Source organism: Cellvibrio sp. KY-GH-1 (genome assembly GCF_008806975.1).
Lineage (GTDB): Bacteria > Pseudomonadota > Gammaproteobacteria > Pseudomonadales > Cellvibrionaceae > Cellvibrio.
In genome coordinates this window covers 5,216,044-5,235,116 of the sequence record NZ_CP031728.1, presented here as the reverse complement: position 1 = coordinate 5,235,116, position 19,073 = coordinate 5,216,044, and the positions used below count along the sequence as shown (strand labels likewise).

16 protein-coding genes and 2 tRNA genes are annotated in these 19,073 nt (G+C 48.1%); 3 read left to right on the top strand and 15 right to left on the bottom strand.

The window, feature by feature from the left end; genetic code table 11:
- Positions 1 to 133 precede the first annotated feature (133 nt).
- Positions 134 to 1,120 (bottom strand): family 43 glycosylhydrolase, encoded by a 987-nt coding sequence (locus D0C16_RS22020; RefSeq protein WP_191968593.1) that lies wholly within the window; start codon positions 1,118 to 1,120, stop codon positions 134 to 136.
- 47 nt (positions 1,121 to 1,167) lie between these two features.
- Entirely contained in the window at positions 1,168 to 2,367 is a 1,200-nt protein-coding gene (locus D0C16_RS22015; protein WP_191968592.1) for an ROK family transcriptional regulator, read from the bottom strand.
- 213 nt (positions 2,368 to 2,580) lie between these two features.
- Here D0C16_RS22015 and D0C16_RS22010 point away from each other — a divergent pair, with 213 nt between their 5' ends.
- Positions 2,581 to 3,729: a sugar MFS transporter gene (locus tag D0C16_RS22010; RefSeq protein ID WP_151035067.1), complete on the top strand. Its 1,149-nt coding sequence runs from the start codon at positions 2,581 to 2,583 to the stop codon at positions 3,727 to 3,729.
- On the opposite strand, the gene D0C16_RS22005 is transcribed toward D0C16_RS22010, so the two are convergent.
- The 5 genes from D0C16_RS22005 to D0C16_RS21985 all read right to left on the bottom strand — a co-directional run bounded on the left by D0C16_RS22005 (position 3,730) and on the right by D0C16_RS21985 (position 8,254).
- The gene (locus D0C16_RS22005; RefSeq protein WP_225318813.1) at positions 3,730 to 4,548 is read right to left on the bottom strand and encodes a class I SAM-dependent methyltransferase; all 819 of its coding nucleotides are present in this window, start codon (positions 4,546 to 4,548) and stop codon (positions 3,730 to 3,732) included. It abuts the gene before it with no gap.
- 60 nt (positions 4,549 to 4,608) lie between these two features.
- Positions 4,609 to 5,262: an energy transducer TonB gene (locus tag D0C16_RS22000; RefSeq protein WP_151034321.1), complete on the bottom strand. Its 654-nt coding sequence runs from the start codon at positions 5,260 to 5,262 to the stop codon at positions 4,609 to 4,611.
- A gap of 93 nt (positions 5,263 to 5,355) precedes the next feature.
- Positions 5,356 to 6,915, bottom strand: a complete 1,560-nt coding sequence (locus D0C16_RS21995; protein ID WP_151034320.1) for a M56 family metallopeptidase — start codon at positions 6,913 to 6,915, stop codon at positions 5,356 to 5,358.
- 51 nt (positions 6,916 to 6,966) lie between these two features.
- Complete coding sequence (locus tag D0C16_RS21990) at positions 6,967 to 7,386, bottom strand: BlaI/MecI/CopY family transcriptional regulator (RefSeq protein ID WP_151034319.1); 420 nt, start codon at positions 7,384 to 7,386, stop codon at positions 6,967 to 6,969.
- Positions 7,387 to 7,597: 211 nt separating this feature from the next.
- Complete coding sequence (locus D0C16_RS21985; RefSeq protein ID WP_151034318.1) at positions 7,598 to 8,254, bottom strand: OmpA family protein; 657 nt, start codon at positions 8,252 to 8,254, stop codon at positions 7,598 to 7,600.
- 280 nt (positions 8,255 to 8,534) lie between these two features.
- Between D0C16_RS21985 and D0C16_RS21980 the strand changes: the two genes are divergently transcribed.
- A complete protein-coding gene (locus D0C16_RS21980; RefSeq protein ID WP_151034317.1) occupies positions 8,535 to 9,059 on the top strand; it encodes a leucine-rich repeat domain-containing protein in 525 nt (174 codons plus the stop codon).
- A 53-nt stretch (positions 9,060 to 9,112) separates the two neighbouring features.
- Here D0C16_RS21980 and D0C16_RS21975 read toward each other — a convergent pair whose 3' ends face one another.
- The 8 genes from D0C16_RS21975 to D0C16_RS21940 all read right to left on the bottom strand — a co-directional run bounded on the left by D0C16_RS21975 (position 9,113) and on the right by D0C16_RS21940 (position 14,804).
- Positions 9,113 to 9,388 carry a PilZ domain-containing protein gene (locus D0C16_RS21975; RefSeq protein ID WP_151034316.1) on the bottom strand — a complete coding sequence of 92 codons (276 nt, stop codon included), beginning with the start codon at positions 9,386 to 9,388 and terminating at the stop codon, positions 9,113 to 9,115.
- Between the two features lie 163 nt (positions 9,389 to 9,551).
- Positions 9,552 to 10,262 carry a phosphoribosylaminoimidazolesuccinocarboxamide synthase gene (gene purC, locus D0C16_RS21970; protein ID WP_151034315.1) on the bottom strand — a complete coding sequence of 237 codons (711 nt, stop codon included), beginning with the start codon at positions 10,260 to 10,262 and terminating at the stop codon, positions 9,552 to 9,554.
- A 33-nt stretch (positions 10,263 to 10,295) separates the two neighbouring features.
- Positions 10,296 to 11,066: an MBL fold metallo-hydrolase gene (locus tag D0C16_RS21965; RefSeq protein ID WP_151034314.1), complete on the bottom strand. Its 771-nt coding sequence runs from the start codon at positions 11,064 to 11,066 to the stop codon at positions 10,296 to 10,298.
- Positions 11,066 to 12,274: an outer membrane protein assembly factor BamC gene (bamC, locus tag D0C16_RS21960; protein WP_225318812.1), complete on the bottom strand. Its 1,209-nt coding sequence runs from the start codon at positions 12,272 to 12,274 to the stop codon at positions 11,066 to 11,068. The genes D0C16_RS21965 and bamC overlap by 1 nt, the downstream gene beginning before the upstream one ends.
- A 33-nt stretch (positions 12,275 to 12,307) precedes the next feature.
- The gene (gene dapA / locus D0C16_RS21955; protein ID WP_151034313.1) at positions 12,308 to 13,180 is read right to left on the bottom strand and encodes a 4-hydroxy-tetrahydrodipicolinate synthase; all 873 of its coding nucleotides are present in this window, start codon (positions 13,178 to 13,180) and stop codon (positions 12,308 to 12,310) included.
- 131 nt (positions 13,181 to 13,311) lie between these two features.
- On the bottom strand, positions 13,312 to 14,367 hold the full coding sequence (nadA, locus tag D0C16_RS21950; RefSeq protein WP_151034312.1) for a quinolinate synthase NadA: 1,056 nt from the start codon (positions 14,365 to 14,367) through the stop codon (positions 13,312 to 13,314).
- A gap of 240 nt (positions 14,368 to 14,607) precedes the next feature.
- A tRNA-Lys gene (locus D0C16_RS21945) sits at positions 14,608 to 14,683 on the bottom strand.
- A gap of 45 nt (positions 14,684 to 14,728) precedes the next feature.
- Positions 14,729 to 14,804: transfer RNA gene (locus D0C16_RS21940), tRNA-Lys, on the bottom strand.
- Between the two features lie 379 nt (positions 14,805 to 15,183).
- Between D0C16_RS21940 and D0C16_RS21935 the strand changes: the two genes are divergently transcribed.
- The gene (locus D0C16_RS21935) at positions 15,184 to 19,068 is read left to right on the top strand and encodes an EAL domain-containing protein (protein ID WP_151034311.1); all 3,885 of its coding nucleotides are present in this window, start codon (positions 15,184 to 15,186) and stop codon (positions 19,066 to 19,068) included.
- Positions 19,069 to 19,073 lie beyond the last annotated feature (5 nt).

The following is a 19,073-nucleotide window of genomic DNA, read 5'->3' as shown; positions in this document are numbered from 1 at the left end:
ATATCAATTGCTCTTAAGCGATTTTTTGAACGTAAAAAAGGGCGAAATAATCGCCCGGAGTATCAACGTAAAATAGTTTTGATAGCGACAAACGCGCTACGCGCGATGCACATGCCCTACCCGAGAAAGTAGACTAGGTGGCCGCGCTAGCTAGCGATAAGGTGCCATCGGCCGCGATTGCTATTGGAATTGGGTCGATGATAACACCTTGAAATTCTCCGCCAGAATCATTGCCGAGAAATGCCATAAAATACCATTTGCCATCCGGCCCCTGAATTACTCGCCCCGCATAAAGCCCGTTTTGTTCGGGCCGAGTAAGAAAACTGTTTCCGAGTGTTTCGTAAGGCCCCAACAACTGCTCAGACACAAAATATTTAATACCCGTTTGCGGAATTACATCCAGGTGTTCATTGTGTAACGTCGAATGAAAGCGAGTAGAAACCGAACAAAATAAATAATAGCGTCCGTCGATATACTGCACCTGCGGAACTTCCATTTCACCGTACCAACCGGGCGCCAAGAACGCATCACCGACATGCCAATCGACAAGGTTGCTCGAACTTGCGTAGCCAATTGCGCCGCGGCCATCGGGCGCACCGCGATTAACTCTACAGGTAATCAGCATATGAAATAAATCATTTCCATTTTGGTCTTTATCAAACAAAATCCAAGGATCGCGCCAGGACGCATCGTGCCAATACGCGAGCTTTAATCCGTCGTACCAGCGCTCATCTAACTGCACAATAGGATTCTGCTTTTCCTTGACCCAATGAATTAAATCTGTTGAACGCGCCAGACATACGCGTTGTATCAAACCTTTTTCGGCGCGCATGGTGCCGGTATAAAACATTAACCACTCATTTTGATAGCGCACCACACTACCCGTCCAGGTTGTAAATGAGTCGGGAGCTTCATCATTATTTGCTGTGGGTGCGAGTGCATCCGGAAGAATATCCCAATGAATTAAATCACATGATACCGCGTGACCAACAGAAACATTCCAGTGGCGCAAATCCGGATTACCCAATGACTTGTCCGCCTGTAAATAGAAAATGTGGTAGTCGCTTCCATCCACCGCAAACCAAAAATCCCAAACCCATTTATCGCGCAACTGCAACATAGTCATCTCCCCTTTCTATTCACAGGATTGGATAGAAACCCCAATCACTAATTATTGGTCAACATCACGCTTTTATCCGGCGAAAAATGCGCATATAGCGGTAATATAGCTCCGCCCATAGCGCGCGCATCCGGCCCAATACTGCCGACAATTACCTCCGGTTTATGAACGCCTACCGGGGTAAACTGATTTATTTTTTCAGTTAATTTTTCAACTAATGTTTGCACCAGATCACGCGGCAGATTACCGTCAAGAACAATTGCCTCCAAATCCAAAATGCCCGTTGCTGATAATGCTACAAACGCAAACGCATCAACTGCATCGTCAATCCATTCATCCAATGCAGCTTGCGCCGCTGGTAGCAAGCTTGGTAATTGTGAAATATTAGTGATCGAAAACCCGCGCGCATTTAGATGACGACGTAATGCATAGATAGAAACGCGGTTAGCGAGGGTTTCAAAGGGACCACTAACGGGTGGTACTGTTTCCAACCGCGACTGGGTAACAGGCATTGATGCGAGCGCCCCCGCATTGCCGTGCACCCCCGATTCAAGCTCGCCATGCAACACAACACCGCCGCCAATAAAAGTGCCGATAAACATGTACAAAAAATTATCCACTCGGGCACCACAACCCAATTTCAACTCAGCGACAGCGGCGGCCGAACAATCATTTTCAACATAAATGGGTAACTCAATTTTTGTTGCCAAGGTTTCACGCGGATTGAAATTATTCCAGCGCTGCGACAACTCATCACTCATATTTAATTCTTGTTGCCAGGCGCCCATAAACCAAGGAATGGCCAAACCCACGCCTACAATGCGTGGTTGATACTCCGGTGAAAGACTCGAACGTAAATAACTCACTCCCTGTACTACTTTTTCCACCAAAAAATCCGGATCTGGCAAGGTGAATTCGTGCGCGACTTTGCTCAACACGGTCCCGCAAAAATCCATCAACAGAATTTGAATGTCATTGCGCCCGGCATTAACGCCTATTGAATAGGCGCCTTTGGGATTCAGCGCGTACATAGTTGATGGCTGCCCCAATCCCCGTTGGATCTTTCCTCGTTGCTCCACCAGGCCCGCTTGTTCAAGATCGTCGATGATGCGGGTTACCGCTTGGGGCGTGAGATTGGCTAACTTCGCCAACTCGAATTTGGATGCCATCCCCAATCCTCGAAGACTGCTAATCAATACCCGTTCGTTGTACCGGCGTAATCCGCTGGAATTGCTACCTTTACTCATGAGAAACCCCAAATCTGCCATCTGCGCGTTAAGGCAGCAGTTTTCATTTGACTTAATTAAACCACTGTGAATAATTAAGTCAACCAATATTAATAATCCTAACCGCTTTGGCGCTCAAATCCCATAAGCGCCGGGCGATCTCACGAGGGCAATAACGTGTCCGCACTGCACGAGCAACACAACCTGCGCCTGATCCGCTGGCTAACCTTCCTGATGTTCACTATGTTCGCCATGACTACCGACGCCGTTGGCGTCATTATTCCGGTGATCATCAAGGAATTCGGACTCAGCCTCACACAAGCCAGCGCATTCCATTACGCCCCCATGATCGCCATCGCCCTGAGCGGGATTGCCTTGGGTTTTTTGGCGGACAGGATTGGACGCAAATACACCATCCTGCTTGGCCTTAGTCTGTTTGCCCTCGCCTGCTTCTTGTTCGCCTTGGGTAAACAATTTGAATTTTTCGTCACGCTACTGCTGGTGTCCGGGTGTGCTATAGGTATTTTTAAAACCGGAGCATTGGCACTGATCGGCGACATAAGCCATTCCACGCAGGAACACACCCGCACTATGAATACCGTGGAGGGTTTTTTTGGTGTAGGCGCGATTATTGGGCCCGCGCTGGTAGCCTACTTGCTGGCAGAAGGCATATCCTGGACCTACTTGTATTTAGTAGCGGGAGGAATTTGCGTACTACTGATGCTAATCGCCAGCCGCGTGCGCTACCCCCACACGCGCCCGCCGAGTGATGCGGAAAAAATTGATTTGTCACGCACACTAACAATGTTGCGTAACCCATTCGCGCTGGGTTTCTCTGCACTAATCGCACTTTATGTGGCAAGCGAGGTCGCCATCTATGTATGGATGCCTACATTTCTACAAGACTATCAAGGCGATTGGACAGGACTAGCGGCTTACGCACTCACCATCTTTTTTGTACTGCGAGCCAGCGGGCGCTTTTTGGGGGCCTGGATTTTGTTGCGGTTTGAATGGAGTACAATAATGGTCCTATTTAGCAGCTGCATTTTTCTGTGTTTTTTGGGAAGCGCAATCGGCGGCCCAACCATCGCGGTTTTTTTATTGCCCTTGTCCGGCATTTTTATGTCGATGATTTACCCCACGCTAAATTCCAAAGGTATTAGTTGCTTCGACAAGCATGAACACGGCGCCGTTGCCGGTGTGATTTTATTTTTTACGGCAGTAGCTGCTGCACTAGGGCCATTGCTGATGGGCCTTATTGGCGATTTACTCGGTCATGTAAAGTACGGTTTTTATCTCGCCACCGGATTCTCGGGTTGCCTTTGTCTTGCACTCATTTATAACTGGCGGAAAAAGCCGGCCGAATTGCAACTCAATCGATAATCAGGCACGCAATTGATCCGGTAATTTTTTGATGGTGTAGATATCGTAACGACTGGATTTTCCTTCCAATTGATAGGAAGGTGTCTGGCCATTCAAAAATGGCGCTTTGCGCGGGCGTTTGACTACGACGCGATAATTAACGCGTGTTAATGCGAGCGGCAAGAGGGCGTCTGCGTCCTCATCCACACCAACTATCGAATGAAATGCTGCCATCTCCTTTTTTACATCGGCACTTTTTTGTCGCTCGGGGAACATGGGATCGAGATAAATTACATCGGGAAAATTTTCTTCCGTAAGCCCAGTTAAATATTCACGACTGTCTTGCGTTACTAGCGTCATTTTTTGCAGCAGTGCATATAATTCTGTATCTTGATCTTGTGCAAAATGTGCTGCGCGTTTTAAACCATCACCCAACAACGCTTGCACAATTGGCGAACGCTCCAACATGGTCACCACACAACCAAGGCTAGCCAACACAAAACTATCTTTACCCAAACCTGCTGTTGCGTCTAACACGTTTGGAAAACAACCCGCTTTAACGCCCACCGCTTTCGCGATCATTTGCCCCTTGCCGCCACCAAATTTACGCCGGTGGTCTACGGCCCCTTCGGTAAACTCTGCCAATATCGGCCCTGGCGCCTTGCGTCCGGTTTGCTGCAACACAATATTCGCTGTATCAAATAGCACTACGAAATTATACTCAGTAATAATTTCAGGCGACTGATCGCGCAATAACGGCACTTGCAGGAGCTGCGCAAGTGCCTCGGCTTGGGCTGATGTGGAAGCGTTGTTAGATAAAATAGCAATTGCGTCGTTCATAACCGGGACTGAAAACTGAAAGAATAAACCCATTATCCCTTCTGCGTCCTGGAGAGGCAATCACTGCTTATCCATATTAAAGCGCACGCGATCACGCACATCCGGCGTCCTCACCGGAACACCATCCACCACATTGGGTTTGTATTTCCAATTTTTAATTGCTTTGAGCACAGCATTATTAAAAACACTGGAAGGCTCATAGGCAATAATACGAATGTTATCGGTGGTGCCCAGTTCAGTTACATCAAACATTACATCCACATAACCTTCAATGCCCTTGCTCAATGCCGTTTGTGGATATTGCGGCGGAATCCTTATAAAAGGAGTCATTTGACCTACTGCGGCAATGCCTTTTATAGGGGTTTTTTCAGTAGCAATTGGCCCACCCATACCCGGCATGCCCGGGTCGATTTCCACATCGATTGGCGGGATCACCGATACCTTGGGAGGCTGTTCAATAACGACCGGACGAATTGGTGGCTCCTCATGACGCACACTAATTTCTGTTGGTATATTCATATTAATTGGGGGAATTTTTTGTATTGGTTTCTCCTCAACCGTAGGTGCATCCATATGAATTAGCTGTTGCATTGCGTAGAGCAACAGCAAGGTAACCACTATCGCTAATGGGGATACGCCAAGCGCACGTAAGAGCGGGTTTGAATGCGGGTAGTAACTATTTTCAAAAGGTGGGTGAGCAATAGATTTAGTCATGATTATGCCTCTGGTTTTTTCGGGCAATAACTGGCCCTGCCCGGGATGGGCCTTAGAAAAATAAGTGTTAGCAGGAAAAAACGAGGAGCGACTTTATCGTCGGCGCATGCCGGGGTTGGCGGGTGTGAGTTGAAAACGGAAAGTTTCAGTTACGCCATGCACAATAACTGGCTGACCATCTAATAATTGAGGGCGATAACGAGATTTTTTTAATGCGCTTAACACCGCACGATCGAAAATCGCAGAAGGTTCGTGCTCGACAATCTGTGGATCAACAATGCCCCCCTGTGAATCAATTGAAAATTCAACTCTGACCCAACCTTCCAGCCCTTTTTGCAAAGCACTGGCAGGATATTCAGGGGTGGCTAACTCCAGCGGCAAATATCCCTGCACCTGAATCGAGGGAATTTGAATGGCAGTGGATTGCTCACTCGCATTGGGTATGACGACATCCTCTTGTAGATCTTGCTTATTCGGTTTCGCAACACTGACCAGGGTTTCCTCCATAAAATCCCGCGGCAAGGGGTGTGGCTCGATCGGTTTCAATCGTTGCAATAACTCCCAGCTAAATTCCTCTTCGACAACTGCGCTATTTTCCGATGCAACAATTTCAGATTCTTCATCGGGCCACTGAATCGATAGTAAATAATTCGCCTGTTTACGCAATTGCTCCTGCAACGGAATTAATTGCACACTGGCAAAAAATGCTAGCAATAATACGGCGCAAATTACCCAGTACTGCGCATCCTCCATAGGTACTGACTGATGTGGGCGCTGCTTATCCAAAAGCGCCATAATGCGTTGATATACCGGCGAATGACCACGCATACGCAAGCTTTCCGTGTGCGGCACCGGCTTTTCAGTGCCGGCAATCGCCAACAGATTTTGTGCGTATACCAAGTGCTTATCGCGCAACTTAAAAATGTAATCATCGCACGCGATTTCGGCTTGTTGATAAATTTGACGCGCGATCCACCAGACCGGCAACAAAAACCAAAAACACGCGCAGGTGATTTTTACCAACAGAGTCGTCAGCCAATCCCAGCGAGCAATATGCCCCAACTCATGAATCAATACGCTAAGCTGTTTGTCTTCATCCCATAACAACACCTCGCGTGGCAACATAATCACTGGGCGAAACAATCCCCAGGTCTGCGGTGAATCCACATCACGCGATACCACTAATTGAATGGTACGCTGGATGTCTATCAACTGGCGCAAGGCATCCAACTGGTTAATTAATTGTGGAGACTGAACGGATTCAGACTTGCGAGTCTGCAACCACAACCCGAAAATTCCCGCCAACAAATAGAACAATAAAAATGTGGCTGGTAATAAATAGATTCCCGCCATCAGTAGAAAATGGCGAAGAGATGAATAATCAACAAGCCACTGATTCAGAGCAATCAGCCATGCCTCTGGTATTTGAAACAACTGCGCCAAGGATGGAAATACAGCAAACCTAACCTCTGCCAAACCAATGGCAAGCGAGCTTAGAATAAATAAACTGATAACGCCAAGACTAAGCACAAAGTGTTGCAAGGAAGCAGATTTTTTTCGTACAAACCAACCCAGCACTGCAATTAACAAGAGCAACGCGATGGGTTTGATTACTCCGGAAACAATGATGCTGGCAACAAATTGGGTATTCATAAAGCACCTGCTTGTTGTTATAAAAATGCTGCAACACGTTGGCTAGAAAACTTAATTCCCCGCGCTGGATTTTTCGTCGCGCGCAGCAGCATCAATCGCCTCTTGCAACTGACGCACCTCATCTGCGTTTAACTTTTCGCGCTGCATACCCAACAAAGCGTTAACCGCTGCAGTCGTAGAACCGCCAAAAAATGTTTTGAGCAACTTATGCAGCGCCGAAGCACGTGCTTCCTCCTGCGCAACAACCGGGAAATAAATGTAGCGAGGACCGTCCTCGCGAAAGTCGACGATTTTTTTCTCTACCAGTTTTGCCAGAAGCGCACGCACAGCGGAATAGCTTGGGGCATCGTGAATAGCGGCGCGCACATCCTGGGCTGATAGCTCCCCCGCCTCAAACAACGCATCCATTATTTGCCGCTCGCGACGACTCAGTTGAGCGGCAGCGGTTTTATCCAAGTCATCGAATGTCATAGTAATAACCTTGTTAAGTAATCTTTTGAGCAAGGTGCTGCACCTATCAGACATGCTGCTTTTTTAGCATCATGCTAATAAATTAGCACCTATAAATATCCAGTCAAGCAAATCCTGCTAAAAAATTAGCACACAATTCTAACTTGTTGATTTTTAAAAATAAAAAAGCCGCCCGGTTTCCCAAGGCGGCTTTGTACCTACAGATAAGAGATTATTGTTCGTTCGGAACCAACTCCAACTCTACGCGGCGGTTTTGCTCACGACCTGTTGTTGTATCGTTACTCGCTACCGGGTAGCGAGAACCATAGCCATAGGACTGGATACGGGCACTGCTCACCTTCTGGCTACGTAGATACATTGCAACACTGTCTGCACGACGCTCACTAAGCGGCAGATTGATCTTGTCACCACCGGTCGAGTCGGTATGACCGGTCACACGGATGGAAGTTTTGTTGAATTCAGCCAGTACTTTTGCCACTGAGTTCAACACATCAAAAAAGTCTGAGCGAATATCAGCGCTGTTAGTGGCGAAAGTGATGTTGCCCGGCATAACCAATGTCAGGTTATCGCCATCGCGTTGTACCTGTACGCCAGTGCCTTGCAGCTCTTTGCGTAATTTGGCCTCTTGGCGATCCATATAATTACCCACCCCTCCGCCAACCGCGCCACCCAATACTGCGCCCTTTAACGCGCGCTCACGGCGATCCTTGGCGTTATCGCCAGTAGCAGCGCCCAATACAGCGCCAGCAATTGCACCTATACCCGCCCCTTTGGCCGTTTTACTGGTTTTTTGCTCACCGGTATAAGGATCAGTTGTGGTACAACCAATCAGGCCAACAGAAAGGATCAAAGCGATCAGGTATTTCATGGTAAACCTCCAATAGAACATGCATGTTGTTTTTGTCAGACCGGCAATTCGCGTAAATGTTTTACAGAACCCAGAACATTGCCGCTTACAGATTGTCGATGTGAAATCTTGACCTCTACAGGTGAATTTTCGATGTCTTCAACTGAACCAATACTGAATTGCAAATTCTAGCATTGCCGCCATTCAGCTATCTGTTTAAAGTGAACACCATTTCACACTTCTAGAAATCGTCGTCGCCGTTACCTGAAAATAACGGGCTAACAACAACAGGATTCTCACTATGAAAATTCAATTTCCTTTACTCGCGTTAACGCTTTTGTGCAGCACTTTATTCCAGGGTTGTAAAAATTATTCTGTAAGCCTAAACGATAAAACGGTGTATACCCCAGCACCTTTATTTACCAACTACCAGATTGCCGATGTAAAATTACACGCGTGTGTTGAGCAAACGATTTACGATTTAAAAATTACCAAAGCCGAGGAGTTAACACGACTAAATTGCAGTAACGCCGGGATTATCTCGCTGACAGGATTGGATAAATTTTTTGCGCTGACGGAGCTTAATCTGGCCAACAACCAGATAAGCGATATAAATACGTTGGGGAAATTAGGGCGATTAGACGTATTGCTGATCAATAACAATTCAATTAAAAACCCGGCTCCGCTGTTGAATCTACTACATCTGCAACAGCTCGATACCACGTACAATCCGGGCATGAGCTGCAAAGATCTGTATCAATTAGCAGCAAATTTGCAGCACCAAAAACCGGACTTAAAATTTCCCGAGCAATGTAGCAAATCTTGATACAACGGAATGAATTCCGGGAGGGAATGCGCCCCTATTAGGGGCGCTAAAACTTATACGGCACCGCGCACAAACATCAGACCAATAGTATTGCGCAATTGATGTACTACGCGCATGCGCACCGGCTCCGCATTGATTGCACCAACAGCCTTCTTAAACTTCACCATCACTTCGGTACCAACCGGTGGGCACACCTGGTTTTCAATTTGCACCTGTGCACCGCCATCAGAAATATCTCTGGCAAAACCAACAATAGTCCCAAAGCTCGGATGAGACATTTCTACGCGTACCGAGGTTGATGTACGTTCAAATAAGCGGCGTTCGTTCACTATAGTTCTCCACAAGTGGTAGGCCCAATGCCTGGACCAAATTATTGTTTGATTATAGGCAGGATTCGTCAAAAATCACTGCGGCGACTTTTCGACGAAACAATCACACAAAATAACCTTATAAAAAAAGGGGCCAAAGCCCCTTTTTTTCATCCAGCTGAAATCAGAAGGTTAAGCCCAAGCGCTGGCCAACCAACTCGTAAGACTCAACTACATTACCCAGGTTTTGACGGAAACGATCCTTATCCAGCTTTTCGCGGGTGTCTTTATCCCACAAACGACAACCGTCTGGTGAGAACTCGTCGCCAAGAATCACTTCGCCTTTGTGAACCCCAAATTCCACTTTGAAATCCACCAACAGCATATTTCCCGCTGCAAATAGATCTTTTAAAACCGCGTTGATCTTGAAGGTCAGCTCTTTCATGCGTGCCATTTGCTCGGGAGTTGCCCAACCAAAAGACTGCACATGGTATTCGTTGACCATTGGGTCGCCCAACGCATCGTTTTTCAGAAACAGCTCGAAGGTAGGTGGATTTAATTCCAAGCCTTCCTGTACACCCAAACGACGCACCAATGAACCGGCAGCCAGATTGCGCACCACGCACTCGACCGGGATCATCTTCATGGTTTTTACCAGGGATTCAGTATCAGAGAGCTGCTTAACGAAATGAGTAGGAATGCCCGCCTCTTGCAACTTGGTCATAATGAACGCATTGAACTTATTGTTCACCATACCCTTGCGGTCAAGCTGCTCTACGCGCTTACCATCAAACGCAGAGGTATCATTGCGAAACAGCATGATCACCTGATCAGGATCGTCAGTTCTGTAGATGGATTTGGCTTTGCCAGCGTAAAGTTGTTCGCGCTTTTCCATTGAATGGCCTGCTATGTCTGTAAAAAGTAAAATTTAAAAAACTGATAACCAGTCGAAACCCTGATTCTGACAGGCATAGGTTATGTGTTTAACCTCAGCCGTGACAGGTGCCAGAGCGGCCTGAGCCAGCTCCAGCGAATTATTTTGTTGGCTGATATGCGCCACAACCAAGTGCTGCAAACGCGAACACTCCAGGCGCTGCAAAAAACCCGCTGCTTGTTGGTTGCTAAGGTGCCCCCACAAGCCGCCAACCCGCTGCTTGAGCGAAGGGGGATAAGGCCCTGAAGCCAACATAAATGGATCATGGTTAGCTTCCAGCACCATGGCATCGAGACCCTGATAGTGCTCTTCCACATGGGCGGTAATGCTACCCAGATCCGTCAATATCCCCAACCGGATTCCCGCGTATTCAAAAATAAACTGCGCAGGCTCCCTCGCATCATGGGGAACCGCTACAGGCGTAATACCAAGCTGATCCAGTTCAAAGGGCGCGTATCCTTCGATCAAACGCAGATCCGGCAATTCGCCGAGATCGCGACTTTGAAATGTACCCGGGGTCATGTAGACCGGTAGATCATAGCGTCGCGCCAGCGGAGCAACACCCTTTATATGATCGGCATGCTCATGGGTAACCAGTATCGCAGTCAAATCTTCCGCACGCTTGCCCAATCGCTCAAGTCGCTGATTGGTTTCTTTAACGCTAAACCCACAATCAATTAACAGGGTTCCTGCGCCCCACTCCACCAGTGTCGAGTTGCCACGACTACCACTTCCCAGTGAAGCAAAGCGCAGTGATACGGTCATTAAATCAGGTTTTTACGCAATACGGTTAACAACTCGCGGGCTTCGTGGGGAGTCAAACGCTTGCCATAGGGGTCGCGCACGCGCACCACGAAATTCCCTTCAGTACCAGTTACCACAATCAAATAGCCAGGCGCATCCGGATTTGCTTTTTCTTCGTCACGATCGGAACGAGGGGCCTTTTCAAACGCATCGCCCGTTGGCAGTTTGCTTTGCAGCTGCTCAAGCGAATATGGGCTTGTTGGAGGTTTTGGATTCAAGCCGATGTGCAACACCCGCTTAAACCAACCCGGCTTATTTTCTTCCGGATCGAGATACTCAACATAATAGAGCCCTGCATCACCATCCACATCAAAGGTAGTAAAGCCGTCTTTTTTGGCTGCATAGCTAAGCGTTGCCAAAGTACGCACACGATCCAGTTTGATCGTCATCAAAGGTTCGCCCGCGAGCATACTCAAATTGGCCTTCACTGAACCGCCAATATCCTGTGCAAGCAAGGATGTACCAACACCATCAGCTTCGCTGGCAAGAGTGGCAGCAAGTTCATCTAGCAACCATTTCTCGCGCTCTGCATTGACCGAGCGACGCGGCCAGGACATATCGGCCGTCGGCTTTTCCGAAGTGGGAACACTCATGTGAGTGATGTGGATTTCGGTGGTTTCCGGTTGTACACCTTGATCGATTTGCATGCGATAGCGATCGTAAGTTGTCAAATCAGTTTTGAACTGCAGCCAACTGGTTTCAATAATACCTTTCCCGATATCCGCCTTGCTCACCGCAAGGGTGTTTGTATTGAGAAAATTACGGATACGCGGCCAAACCTCTCCCGGAGCAGCGTTAATCAGAATCCAACTCTCGCCACCAACACGCTGGATTTTTACATTTTCCTGTTCCAGATTGGCAGACAAAGGCATAGGGCGCGGCACTTCATAATCCGCATCCGGGTCATAACCAAAATCTGCCGCCGTGATGGGAGGAATTGGATACAACTCCCCCATAGTTTCCGATTTTTTACCCGCCGGTAGAACCAACGGTGGAATATTGTCGGCCTTTTGGTAATCCGCTTCACGACTGCGAAAAACCCCATCTTTACCAAAAAACATTCCGCAACCCGAGAGTGAAAAACCCAACCCTAAGACACATAGCAACAGCAAAGGGCGCGATACACGAAAAGTATTGGTTGTTTTAGGCATTGTTTTAATAGGACTCATGAATCATCTCATCGACAGCAGCAGTGACGCCGCTTAAACCCCGGCTACCTGCATAGCTGCTTTAACCTGTTGGTGATACTGCTCTGACAAACGCGTCAACGGCAGGCGAATTCCCGACTGGATCAGGCCTAATTGTTCAACAGCCCACTTCACTGGAATCGGGTTTGACTCCACAAACATGGCGGTGTGCAAAGGTAGCAAACGCTCATTGATAGCGCGTGCTTCTTCAGCCTTACCCGCCAGCGCCAATTCACACATACGTGCAATGGCCGCAGGTACGACATTCGCGGTGACAGAAATATCCCCTTTGCCACCTAAAAGAATTAAATCAACTGCTGTAGCGTCATCACCAGAGATAATTGCGAAGTCATTTGGTGCCTGATCTATCAATGTTTTGGCGCGATCCAGATCGCCGGTAGCCTCTTTAATGCCAATAATATTGGGTACCGAAGCAAGGCGCAGGGCCGTTTCCGGCTTCATATCAACGCCCGTGCGACCGGGTACGTTATAGAGGATTTGAGGAATAGCCACCGCGCGCGCGATGTGAGTGTGGTGCAACACCAATCCCTCTTGTGTCGGTTTGTTGTAATAAGGCGTCACTAACAAGCACGCATCAGCCCCCACATCTTTAGCTGCCTGGGTTAATTCGACTGCTTCGGAGGTGGAGTTAGCGCCAGTTCCTGCGATTACAGGAATCCGCCCATTGACCTGATCAACCACTTTCTTAATGACCGCCAAATGTTCATCAACATTCAGGGTTGCAGACTCTCCCGTGGTACCCACAGCAACAATCGCATGAGTACCCTGCTCCAGATGCCAGTCCACCAATTTATGCAGCGCTGCCCAATCAAGACTGTTATCTGCATTCATCGGGGTAACCAGGGCAACCATACTGCCTTGAATCATCGGAGCGCTCCATTAGCTAACAACATGGGCTAGCAATACAAAAAAGTTGGGGTAATCAATTAATAAGACGCGCAATGGTACTGAGTGGGCTTGTACGAAACAAGCAAAACCCAGCCAGAAAGCACGAATAGTTATTTTTTGAAATCAAGCATACGCTGCAAGGGGATCATCGCCTGCTTACCCAGCGCCGGATCCACGTGAATTTCGTTATCTGCCCGATCAAATACCGACGCCAGATTATCCAATACATTCATGGCCATCCAAGGACAATTAGCACAGGATCGACAAGTAGCACCACTGCCAGCAGTCGGGGCAATGTGGAATATTTTATCAGGGTTCACCTGCTGCATTTTGTAGAAGATCCCTTGATCAGTCGCCACGATAAACTCGCGGTTTGGCAAGGTACCCGCCGCCTTGATCAACTGAGAGGTGGAACCCACCACATCAGCCAACTCAACCACAGCCTTGGGTGATTCAGGATGAACCAGCACGGCTGCATCGGGATAGAGGAGCTTCAGATCCTCAACCCCCTTAGCCTTGAACTCTTCATGAACGATGCAGGCGCCATCCCACAGCAACACATCAGCACCGGTTTTCTGCTGAACGTAGGCACCCAGGTGCTTATCCGGCGCCCACAAAATTTTCTTACCCTGACGATCCAGATAATCCACTACATCCAGCGCGATACTGGAGGTTACCACCCAATCAGCACGAGCCTTAACGGCGGCCGAGGTGTTGGCATACACCACGACGGTACGGTCGGGGTGCAGGTCACAGAAAGCAGAGAACTCATCGATAGGGCACCCCAAATCCAGCGAGCAGGTCGCCTCAAGGGTGGGCATAAGCACGCGCTTCTCGGGAGTGAGGATCTTTGCAGTCTCGCCCATAAACTTTACGCCGGCAACAATCAGCGTATCTGCAGCATGGTTTTTACCGAAACGGGCCATTTCCAGAGAGTCAGAAACACAACCACCAGTTTCTTCAGCCAATGCCTGAATCAGGGGGTCAGTGTAATAGTGAGCAACCAGCACCGCGTTGTGTTGGTTGAGCAGAGCCTTGATACGGCTTTTGTATTCTGCTTCCTGTTCAGGTGTGTACTGGGGAGCACTCCAGGCGCGAGCAAGATGCTGCTTAACCAGATCCTGCGCCGCAGAATCGCGCGCAGCCAAATTAATAAATTCAGACATGAAATCGCCTCAGAGAAAGACGCATCTACACTGGACTCTTACCCGAAGTGCCGATGAGTTAATTTGTGCGCAATTTTATCACACCCAATTCGCCGGCATGACAGCTTGTAACAACATCTCAAACACACTTACTAGCGAGCGGCCGCATTAACAGCCATTATCAATATCCAATAAAAAAGGGCACTTGATAAAGTGCCCTTTTTTATTGGATTGCAACTAGAAGACTGCAATACCGGAATATGGTGGGTCGTGCTGGATTCGAACCAGCGACCAATTGGTTAAAAGCCAACTGCTCTACCGACTGAGCTAACGACCCTGAATCAGGTTCGCAAATACACTTTTAAAGCACGCTTTGTTTAAGTGGTGGGTCGTGCTGGATTCGAACCAGCGACCAATTGGTTAAAAGCCAACTGCTCTACCGACTGAGCTAACGACCCTAAATGCGAGGCGCGTATAATAATGTTTTGGATTGAAAAAACAAGCATTTTTTCAATATTCATGCACAATAGCGGTTCGAACAAGAGCAATTGATTATTAATGAATCTTTTTGCTAGCTTTATCGACAGTCACTGCTCAATAAGGGTGGCTCATGCAGGCGCAGGGAATGAATAAAGGATGAGCACCGAGAGGAAATCTGCGTAGGGAAAAACTTTCACGACACAGGCACCAAACTAACCTATTCTTTAAAACAGCCGTTAAATCGTCTAAAGATATTTCTGAGGGCGATAGAAATGATCTAAAGGCAACCCCGGATTTTTTAGGTCACAGGCATAAACAAAGAAATAACCAAGTCCTGGTCGACAACGAGACAGATGCATGCTTTCTGCTTCATCCGCTGAAGGAGTTTCGCAAGCCAAGCGCTCCTGGCTTGCGCGGTTAACACTGGTATTTCTCGCCTACAGCCTTACAGGCTGGCTCGGGCTTTGCGTCCCGTTTGAAAACGATAAGGTGACCCTGTTCTGGTTGCCGAGTGGCATTGCTGTTGCGGCGCTTTATCGCTGGTCACTAAGCCTGTGGCCCGGAATATTCTTCGCTGCACTCACGCTAAACCTGTTCACTGGTTCTTCACTACTGACCAACCTATCAATTGCCACCACCAGTACCCTCGCGCCTATTGCTAGCGTCCTGCTGTTACGCTGGGCCAAATGCAACATAACCCACCTACATCGCACCAACACCCTCTGCTTTTTAACGCTTGGCTCCTTAGGGATGCTGATATCAGCAGTCGGGGGAGGATTGGCTTTAAGTACGCACTTGCACCAACCTCTGGAAACAGCATTACTGATGATTTTGGTGTGGTGGATGGGAGACACTCTCGGAGTGTTTCTTGCCACTCCCCTGCTTGCCAATATCAACCAAATCCATATCGACAAAATTCGCTCGCGCTCGCTCGATTTTATTATCGTCTTTGCAATTAGTCTGATCGTTGGGGTGCTATGTTTTCCGTTAAATAACTACGGTGACAATATTCATCTACCGATTGTTTTCTCCAGTTTTGTTTGCGTGGCCTGGGCCGCGCTTAGCTTTGGATTGCCAGGCTCCGCGCTGACCGCTATGGGATTTAGCTTTATTGCCATTTGGTCGAGCGTTCACCACTTAGGGCCATTTGCACTTCCAGACTGGCAACTTAGCTACTGGGTGATCTGGATTTATACCGCCAGCATGACGCTGCTTGGACTCATGATTACTGCCGCTCACACCGAGATCGCATCAACCACTTCCCAGTTAGGTGAGTCCAATCAGGAGCAGGAGCAACAAAAGCACTATCTGGAAGCGGTGCTCCATGCTATTCCGGATCTACTATTTGAAATTGATCGCGAGGGGCAGGTAATTTCGTTTAACGGCGGCAATGAACATCACGCCTTATCAGCACCAACGGTCCTTGGCAAAAACCTGTCTGAAACCCTGTCATCCAGCTCGGTTTCAGTGTGGATAAGCGCCCTGGGTGAAGCCGACAGCTGGGGCATATCCCAAGGCAAAAGCATCATGATTGAGCAGGGCGACCAGGTTTTTTGGTACGAACTGTCAATCGCCAAACGTGCCGGCACGCACCGGGACGACGACCGATTTATTTGCCTTGCACGCGACATCACCAAGCGTGTTCACACGCATCAAACCGACCTCGCCAACGAACAGCGCTTTCGCAATATTTTTGAAACCACACGCAATATTGCTGTGCAAGGTTACAACCGATTCCATGAAGTGATCTTCTGGAACAAAGCGAGCGAAGATCTCTATGGTTTTACCGCCGCCGAGGCGATGGGCAGAAAACTCGAAGACTTAATCATTCCAGAATTTATGCGCGATATGGTGTATCAAGGCATAGAAAACTGGCACGAGAAAGATGAGGCTATTCCGTCCGGCGAATTAGCTCTGCTTGGAAAAGATAGAAAAGAAGTCTGGGTCTACTCCAACCATGTACTCATTGATACACCCGACTATAAAGAAATGTACTGTCTGGATATAGACTTGGGTCCACAACGCCAAGCGCTCTTGCGAGTTGAACAAGAGCTGGCCGAACGCAAACAAATAGAAGCTGCTTTGCGCCATAGCGAACAACGTTTGGCAAGCGCACAACTTATGGCTCGGATTGCACACTGGAGTTGGAATCCGGCAACCGATACTTACAGTTTAAGCCCTTCCATGCAGGAGCTATTCGCGTTCCCGCCCGAAAAACTGCAGGGCAATATGGGCGATTTCATTGCGGAGTTTATTCACCCCAATGAGCGCGAAAGCCTGCAAAATGTATTACATGAAAGTGAAAACCAACAAAAAACAATTGCCCTGGAGTTGCGCCTGGAAATTGCCAATCAGAAGTTCTGGCTTCAGTTACAAGGCGACAACATTATTGTGGGTGACGCCAGCCTGATTCAAGGCACAATGCAGGATATTACCGAACGCAAAGGGCTGGATCTGGCATTAGCAGCCGCGGCGGCAGACGCCGCTTCAGCGCCGGATTTTTTTGTCACCATTTTAAAAGCACTGGCCGACGCTATAGGCGCAGAACACGTACTTATCAGCTTAATCAGCCCGAGCTCACCTGCTCAAGCAACGACTCACACTTATCTAAAACAAGGTGTACTGCAGGATAATTTTACCTACTCACTGCGCAATACTCCTTGCGCCGATGTAGTAGATGAAAATCTGTGCTTTGTTACTTCAGGAGCGCGTGAACGTTATCCGCAGGACGACCTGTTTCAGCAGCACAATATCGAAAGCTACATGGGCGTAGGCATTCGCAACGCCGAGGGCAACCCCGTGGGCATTTTAATCGCGATGGCGGAAACCCCCCTACCAGTTTCACCCCAAATTAATTCACTGCTATTAATTTTTGCCGATCGCATCGGCGGTGAATTACGTCGCGCCCAGGACCAGGAAAAAATTTATAGCTTGGCATTTTTTGATCCGCTGACACGGCTGCCCAATCGCCGCATGCTGCAAGACCGCTTAAAGCTACTCACCGCGCAAAGTGCACGAGTCAATCAGCATGGCGCTTTGTTGTTTATCGATATAGATCACTTCAAATTGCTCAATGATACGCGCGGCCACCACATCGGAGACCAACTGCTGGTACAGGTAGCCGAGCGCATCAGCAGCGTGATTCGCTCTACCGATTTGGCTGCACGCCTTGGCGGCGATGAATTTGTGGTAGTGTTCGATAACTTGGGAGAAGAAGCAGAGACAGCCGCATTGGAAGCCAAAAAGCGCGCAGAAGAACTGCATGATTTAATCAACCTTCCCTACCCACTGATGCAGTCGGTTTATCATTGTACTATTAGTATCGGCGTTAATTTATTTAAAGGGCAGACGCGCAGTATTGACGACCTGTTGCGTCACGCTGACGTTGCTATGTATCAAGCCAAAGACAGTGGTCGCAATGCGATTCGCTTCTTTGATCCGAATATGCAATCACGGTTGGAAAAACGGGCCGCGATTGAAGCAGATTTGCGCACAGCATACGAATCTAACCAGCAATTAATTCCCTACTACCAGGTGCAAATCGATAACCACCATAAAGCGATTGGCGCTGAATTATTATTACGCTGGATACACCCACACAATGGCATGATCTCACCTGCTGATTTCATTCCGGTTGCTGAACAAACCGGATTGATTGTAAATATCGGCCGCCAGGTAATACGTCAGGCATGCGAGCAATTGCAGCAATGGAGCCATCACCCAGCCTTTGCCAACCTGAGCATAGCGGTCAATGTGAGCCCCATTCAATTTAACCAGCTCTACTTTGTCGAAGATGTATTACAGATTGTAAAAACCACCGGCATCAATCCGCGTTTATTAAAACTCGAATTAACGGAAAGCTCGCTTCTTAAGAACGTTGATCAGAGTATCGAGAAGATGCAGCAACTACAAAATGAGGGAATAGGATTCTCCATGGACGATTTCGGAATAGGTTACTCATCGCTCTCCTATTTGAAACGCTTGCCGTTGGGGCAATTAAAGATTGATCAGACTTTTGTGCGCGATATTGCCATTGACCCCAATGATGCAGTGATCGCATGCACCATTATTGCAATGGCGCAAAATATGAATTTGCAGGTAATTGCAGAGGGCGTAGAAACGGACGAGCAGAAGAAATTCCTGGAACAAAATGGTTGCATCATGTTCCAGGGGTATTTCTTTGGTAAGCCTTTACCAATTGCAGAATTTGAACAGCAACTGATTGCAAAAAATTATTGTTGATACGC